This window comes from Armatimonas sp., from assembly GCF_043760365.1.
Classification (GTDB): Bacteria; Armatimonadota; Armatimonadia; order Armatimonadales; family Armatimonadaceae; genus Armatimonas.
In genome coordinates, this window is the sequence record NZ_JAYUPA010000093.1 from 1 (window position 1) to 6,514 (window position 6,514).

Consider the following 6,514-nt stretch of genomic DNA (forward strand, 5'->3'; position numbering starts at 1 on the left):
CCTTCCCATCCCCGAATCACTGATCATACTGATTCAGCTGGGCCGCTGGCAGGCCGGTTATCAGGAAACGCCTTTGGAGCATATCCAGCGGTTTGCACCCGAAGAGCACAAGCTTTTCTTTGATCGGCCTCCCTTTGGCAAACCTGAGGGGTCTCTGGGTAATCTTGATTATTTTCGCGGAGAGCCCGACGAAGAAGCTCCTCCAGGTGATATTGACTTTGCGCGTGCTGTGATCATTGGCGATTTCGGCCACGGCTCAGACGCTCCCATTGCGCTGGATTATCGCAAGAGCCTCGACAATCCTTCCGTGATTCGCTACCACTGGTCGCCCTATGGCAAAAACAATCGCTGGGTCTACGTCGCTTCTTCCTTTGAGGAGTTTGCGAAACTTCTTCAGCTATAACTCCCTAGCCCGGCACGGGCTTTGTTTCCCGAAGGGCGACGCCCCGTTCACGGGGCGGCACACGATATAATGAAGGGCTATGGCTGTTCCCCAAGATCGTATTCGTAATTTTTGTATTATCGCCCACGTGGATCACGGTAAGTCCACGCTCGCCGACCGCCTGCTGGAGTTTACCGGCACGGTGGACAAGCGCGACATGCAGGCGCAGCTTCTCGACCAGATGGATATCGAGCGCGAGCGGGGCATCACGATCAAGATGGCCGCCGTTCGGATGGCCTACACCGCCAAAGATGGGCTGGAGTACGAGCTCAATCTGATTGACACGCCCGGCCACGTAGACTTCACTTACGAAGTGTCACGGTCTCTCAATGCCTGTGAAGGCGCGATCTTAGTAGTGGACGCCGCACAGGGTGTCGAGGCGCAGACCCTGGCTAACGCGAATCTGGCGATGAACGCGAAGCTGGAGATCATCCCGGTCATCAATAAGATTGACCTACCCGCCGCCGACCCGGACCGTGTGGCGGAGGAGATCGAGAGCGTGCTCGCCATTGATGCCACGGAGGCAATTCCGTGCAGCGCCAAAGAGGGAATCGGTATCGAGGAGATTTTAGAGGCCGTGGTGCGGAAAGTTCCCCCGCCGCAGGGTGATCCGACCAAGCCGCTACGGGCGCTGGTTTTTGATAGCCACTACGACGGCTATCTGGGCGTTGTAGCGTATGTGCGTATCGTGGACGGCACCCTCAAAGCGGGCGACAAAGTGCACTTTATTGCCACGGGTAAGGAGTTTCCGGTGAGCGAGGTGGGGACATTTGCACCGCGTATGAAGCCCGCCGAGGAGCTGCGCGCGGGGGGGACGGGCTACTTCCACGCCGCCATCAAGTCCGTCACCGATGCCCGTGTTGGCGATACGATTACCGTGGCCGGGCGCGAGGGCAAGGGAATCGCGGCGCTGCCTGGCTACCGTCCCGCCAAGCCGATGGTCTTCTGTGGCCTCTATCCCCACGACTCCAACGACTTCCCCAACCTGCGCGAGGCGCTCTCCAAGATGCAGCTCAACGATGCGGCCCTGAGCTTCGAGGCGGAGAGCAGCGCCGCGATGGGCTTTGGCTTCCGCTGCGGCTTTCTGGGACTCTTGCACATGGAGATCGTTCAGGAGCGGCTGGAGCGTGAGTTTAATTTAGCCCTCCTTGCCACGGCCCCAAGCGTCATCTACCATATCTACAAGACCGACGGCACCATGGAGATCGTGGACAACCCCGCCAACTGGCCCGATACCACGACTATCGAGCGCATGGAGGAGCCGTACGTCGACGCCATGATTATCGTCCCGACTGCCTACGTGGGCGCCGTGATGGAGATGGGCCGCGAGCGCCGAGGCATTCAGGACCGGATGGAGTACCCCGCGCCAGGCCGCGTCATGCTCCACTACAAGCTGCCTCTGGGCGAGATCATCATGGACTTCTTCGATCAGCTCAAGAGCCGCACGAAAGGCTACGCCAGCTTCGACTACGAGCTCTCCGAATACCGACCCAGCCCGCTGGTGAAAGTGGATGTGCAAGTCAACTCCGACCCCGTGGACGCGCTCAGCTTTGTGGTGCACCGCGACAAAGCCTTCCCTCGTGGCAAGCTACTCGTTGAGAAGCTCAAGGAGATTCTGCCGCGCCAGATGTTTGAGATCAAGCTCCAGGCCGCGATTGGCGGCAAGATCATCGCCGCCGAGCGCGTCTCCGCCATGCGCAAGAACGTCATTGCCAAGTGCTACGGTGGCGATATCTCCCGAAAGCGCAAGCTGCTGGAAAAGCAAAAAGAGGGAAAAAAGCGCATGAAGCAGTTCGGCAATGTCGAGATTCCCCAAGAGGCGTTTATGAGTGTGCTAAAGCTGGGGAACTAGTCCCGCCGATTGGAACGGCGGGGCTGGAGAGCCTGCGGCTGTGAAGGCCGCTTCGGGCCATGAGGAAGTTAGAATTATGAGTGCTCAAACACAGCTCCCGACAGAAGAGATAGCAGCCCGGGGCCGGGTTCTCTACGAACAGAGTCTTCGTGAGCTTGTGGATACGCCACAAAACCAGGGCCAGTTTCTTTCGTTGGATATTCTCTCCGGTGACTACGAGATCGGCAACAGCCATGTGCAGACCACGCTACGACTGCGCGAGCGGCACCCCGATCCGGTGATTACCACGCTTCGTATTGGCTACCGCGCAACATTCACTCGCAATGGGCGCATGACCCCAGAGAAATGACGCTACACGGTACACTCTCCAACCGTCTGGAGCCGCTCATCTCTCTCACTTTACATGGGTTTCAGGGACAGGAAGTCGTTATTGAGGCAGTCGTCGATACGGGCTTCAATGACTTCCTCGCTCTCTCCCAAGCCCTCGTTACGGAGCTGGGATTGGAACCCGTCGGAACCCTTTCCGTTGAGCTAGCGGATGGTTCACTCCAAGACGCAAACTACTACCCTCTCCGCGTGGACTGGATGGGAGAACAGCGCTACATCATGGCTCAAGAGGGAGAAAGCACTCCCCTGGTAGGAATGATGCTTTTGTTGGATTGCGAGCTACGCATTGCAGTTACCCATGCAGGCGAAGTCAGCATCCGCCTTCTGGAATCAGAGGAGGATTAACAAAAACGATGATGCTGACGGGTTTTGGCGGCTACTACCCAATAGGCTCCTATGACGTCAACGAACGGCGCTTCGGTTTTATCGCACTCACGGAGATCCACGAAGCGAGGCACCCAGAACGCGATCTGCACGCTCCCAACACGTCACTTTACACTGTAAAACCATGAGACAAACCTAAATGGCCCGTTTTTTTGTGCTGTGCGTGATTGTGGGTGGTTTTCTGGTGTGGCTGGGTGCGCGTCGCTTGAAGAAGGCACGGCAGCAAGGGGTCACTCTGATCTTGCTCGGGGTGCTGCTCAATGTCTGGTGGTTGGTGTTTCTGGCGATGGATATCTACAAAAATGCGACTCAGACCCCATCCGGCCACTGAACGGAGCCGCGAACCCACCCGCCTTCGTTCGTCCCTCACTTCGGCACCCTCCCTTGCCGCAAGGGAGGGTGGACGCGAGCTGTGCGAGTGGCCGGGTGGGTTCGGGTGGGGTTACTTGGGCTGCGCGACTATCCGCAGGTAGGGTTTGGGAGATTTCCAGCCGTCGGGGTACTTGATTTTTGCTTCGTCGTTGGAGACCGAGCCCGCAATGATCACGTCCTCGCCGGGCTTCCAGTTCACGGGAGTCGCCACTTTGTGCTTGGCCGTGAGCTGGATCGAGTCTAGGACACGCAGCACTTCATCGAAGTTTCGGCCCGTGGTCATCGGGTAGGTCAGGATCAGCTTAACTTTTTTATCCGGCCCCACCAAAAACACCGAGCGAATGGTGGCGTTATCGGCGGCGGTGCGCTTGGCATCCCCGCTCGCGTTGGGGTGGATCATGTCGTAGAGCTTGGCGACATTCAAGTCCGTATCCCCGATCATCGGGTAGTTGGGAGCCTGGCCCTGGGTTTCCTCAATGTCCTTAACCCAGACAACATGATCCGAAACGGGATCGGTGCTCAGGCCAATAATCTTGCAGTTGCGCGTATCGAACTCGGGCTTGAGCTTTGCCATGTAGCCTAGCTCGGTGGTGCAGACGGGCGTGAAGTCCTTCGGGTGGGAGAAGAGAATCGCCCAGCCGTCCCCGATCCACTCGTGAAAGTGAAGCTCTCCCTCCGTCGTCGCCGCCGTGAAATCCGGTGCCTCGTCGCCAATTCGTAATGACATGTCTATGCCTCCTGAACCCTCGTTCGCGAGGAGAAGACCAAAGTCCTTCCTACAAATTCAGGTGCCTCCCTCGCAAGTGAAGTATATTTGTTTTGCCCAACTCTCAAGAGGCAAGAGAAAGAAATGCGAGACGAGAAAACCGACCCGGAGCTTCTCACCCGCGAGAGCATCTTCGACGGCGGCGACACTCTGCCCGGCTTCACGCTTCCCCTCACGCGGCTCTTTCCATGAAGCAATTGGAATTGGCTAGTTGACATCGCAGCTCAAGAAGAAGGAAAGTAGGCCCGTTTTCGGCAGAAGTCCTTCCGAATCTAAGGCCGCAGCCTCTTTCAGATTGATCTGCAAAACAAACTCCATTGGCATACCGCTGGCATCATCGGGCCAGATAAACTCCGGTGGCAAATCGGGTTTTCCGTCGCGCTTGGAACCACCGATGGGAATATCATCTCCACGAAGCCCAGAGTCAAACAAATCAATGGTCGGCACAATCACTTCCTCAAACTGTGGCAAGTAGGCTTCCAACCCTGCTGCAATAATATGTTGCCGAATTTCGGCACGATTCATACGACACCCTAACCTTCCTGAGGGAAATTCTACCTGGTGTAGGCGAGACCGGCGCTGATGGCTTGTGCTTGCCCGAGGCGGACGCGGTAGGCGCGGGGGCTGCATCCGAAGTGGGCGCGGAAGCGGCGGGCGAAGTAGCTCAGGTCGCTCCAGCCGACGCGCTCCCCGATTTCTTGTACTGAGAGTGCCGTTTGCAAAAGTAGCGTCGCGGCGCGCTCGGCGCGAAGTCTTGCGAGCCAGACCATGGGCGGCAGGCCGGTGTCGGCACGAAAGCGACGGACGAAATACGTGGGCTCCAGGCACGCAATCGCGGCAAGCTCGGTCAGTGTCCACGGGTGTGCCAGCGCATCTTCCATCTGGGATTTGGTTGCCACCGTGCCCGAGTGTAGCTGGATTGCCGTGGGCACACTGGGGACGCGCTGGGCGAGCCGTGCCAGAAAAACAAGAAGATAGCCCAGCTTCTCCAGCGCACTGCGCGACAGCTCAATTGCCTCCAGTGCGCCCCGACAAATGTCAAGATCGTCTGGCTCCAGAGTGATTTCCCCTGTGCGTGCAAGCAACGGCTCGTCGAGCATGCCACGCAGCTCACTGCGCAGAAGCTCGGTGCCAAAGCAGCAGTTGACGTAGTCGAGCGCCGTACAGTCTAGGTACGCATGCCACGTCCCGGGCCGTAGAAAGAGCACCTGTCCGGGCTGAAGCTGCGTGTCCCCCTGCACCGTTCGGTGGATTCCCGTGCCACTCAAGATCAGAACGGCTTCCATAAAGTCATGATCGTGCGGCGCCAGTGTCCCGGTAAAGTTGTGCCGATGGACATAGAGCGGAAGCGGCCCGTCGCCAAAAATCTGCCGCCCATGGATTCGTCGCGGGGAATCAGTCAAGATAGTGCTATATTTTCGACAGCAACGGCCTATTTCCTTCTGTAGATTTTGACGTAGAATGCATCCAAGGTACAAAGCAGTCCAAATGAAGAAAATACGTATTGGTGTTCTTAGCTTTGCGCATGGCCATATCAATGCCTACTGCGCGCAGCTTAAAAACTTCCCTGATGCCGAGCTTATTGCCGTCTGGGATGATAACCAAGCCCGTGGCAGAGAAGCCGCCGAGCGCTTCGGCATGGAGTTCATCGCCGATTATAAAGACCTCGTCGCGCGGCCTGACATAGACGCGGTGATCATCACTTCCGAGACGAATAGGCACGCGGAGCTTGCAGAGGCGGCGTGCGCGGCGGGCAAGCACATTCTCTGCCAGAAGCCCATGGCGACGACGCTGGAGGATTGTGATCGGATTATCGAGGCCGTGGAGAAATCGGGTGTCCACTTTCAGATGGCCTTTCAGATGCGCTGCGATCCGCTCAACCAGCAGATCAAGAAGTGGATTGAGGAGGGAGCCGTGGGGCGCGTCGGTTCACTACGGCGGCGGCACTGCATTAATTTTCTCTTCAATCCCACGATTGCGACCGGCCCGAGTGCCTGGCACATTGACCCCGTCGCCAATGTCGGAATGTTCTTCGATGACGCGGTCCACGCCGCCGACTTTCTCTACTGGATCATGGGCAAGCCCGTGAGCGTCATGGCGGAGATAGATAATATTCTCACGACCGTCGCCCCCGACGACACCGGGATCGCTCTGTACCGCTGGGAGTCCGGCGCGATGGGCGTACTCTTCAACTCCTCCGTCACACTCGCGGGAGAGAACACCTGCGAGATCTACGGCGACGAGGGCGTGATCATCCAGAACTACGACGACGGCGTCTCCGTAACGCACGCGCCGCCCGGAGCCGTCGCCC

Annotated in this window: 9 protein-coding genes; 6 read left to right on the forward strand and 3 right to left on the reverse strand. The window is 57.9% G+C overall.

All coding sequences use genetic code 11. The features are described from left to right. The 5 genes from ACH2EH_RS02350 to ACH2EH_RS02370 form a co-directional block, all read left to right on the forward strand. A partial coding sequence (locus ACH2EH_RS02350) for a hypothetical protein (protein ID WP_395138519.1) occupies positions 1-403 on the forward strand: 403 nt, incomplete at its 5' end. Between the two features lie 79 nt (positions 404-482). Next, entirely contained in the window at positions 483-2,294 is a 1,812-nt protein-coding gene (gene lepA, locus ACH2EH_RS02355; RefSeq protein WP_395138521.1) for a translation elongation factor 4, read from the forward strand. A gap of 76 nt (positions 2,295-2,370) precedes the next feature. Beyond that, on the forward strand, positions 2,371-2,643 hold the full coding sequence (locus tag ACH2EH_RS02360) for a hypothetical protein (protein WP_395138524.1): 273 nt from the start codon (positions 2,371-2,373) through the stop codon (positions 2,641-2,643). Further along, complete coding sequence (locus ACH2EH_RS02365) at positions 2,640-3,026, forward strand: hypothetical protein (RefSeq protein ID WP_395138527.1); 387 nt, start codon at positions 2,640-2,642, stop codon at positions 3,024-3,026. The genes ACH2EH_RS02360 and ACH2EH_RS02365 overlap by 4 nt, the downstream gene beginning before the upstream one ends. Before the next feature lie 178 nt (positions 3,027-3,204). Further along, complete coding sequence (locus ACH2EH_RS02370; protein ID WP_395138530.1) at positions 3,205-3,396, forward strand: hypothetical protein; 192 nt, start codon at positions 3,205-3,207, stop codon at positions 3,394-3,396. Between the two features lie 111 nt (positions 3,397-3,507). Here the strand turns inward: ACH2EH_RS02370 and ACH2EH_RS02375 are convergent, their stop codons facing one another. From ACH2EH_RS02375 to ACH2EH_RS02385, 3 genes are all read right to left on the reverse strand, one after another. Next, a complete protein-coding gene (locus ACH2EH_RS02375; RefSeq protein ID WP_395138534.1) occupies positions 3,508-4,164 on the reverse strand; it encodes a peroxiredoxin in 657 nt (218 codons plus the stop codon). Positions 4,165-4,410: 246 nt separating this feature from the next. After that, complete coding sequence (locus tag ACH2EH_RS02380; protein WP_395138536.1) at positions 4,411-4,728, reverse strand: DUF1963 domain-containing protein; 318 nt, start codon at positions 4,726-4,728, stop codon at positions 4,411-4,413. Between the two features lie 29 nt (positions 4,729-4,757). After that, positions 4,758-5,606 (reverse strand): helix-turn-helix domain-containing protein, encoded by an 849-nt coding sequence (locus ACH2EH_RS02385; RefSeq protein ID WP_395138539.1) that lies wholly within the window; start codon positions 5,604-5,606, stop codon positions 4,758-4,760. Positions 5,607-5,691: 85 nt separating this feature from the next. Here ACH2EH_RS02385 and ACH2EH_RS02390 point away from each other — a divergent pair. Further along, positions 5,692-6,514, forward strand: an 823-nt coding sequence (locus ACH2EH_RS02390; protein WP_395138541.1) for a Gfo/Idh/MocA family protein, incomplete at its 3' end; no start/stop codon positions are given.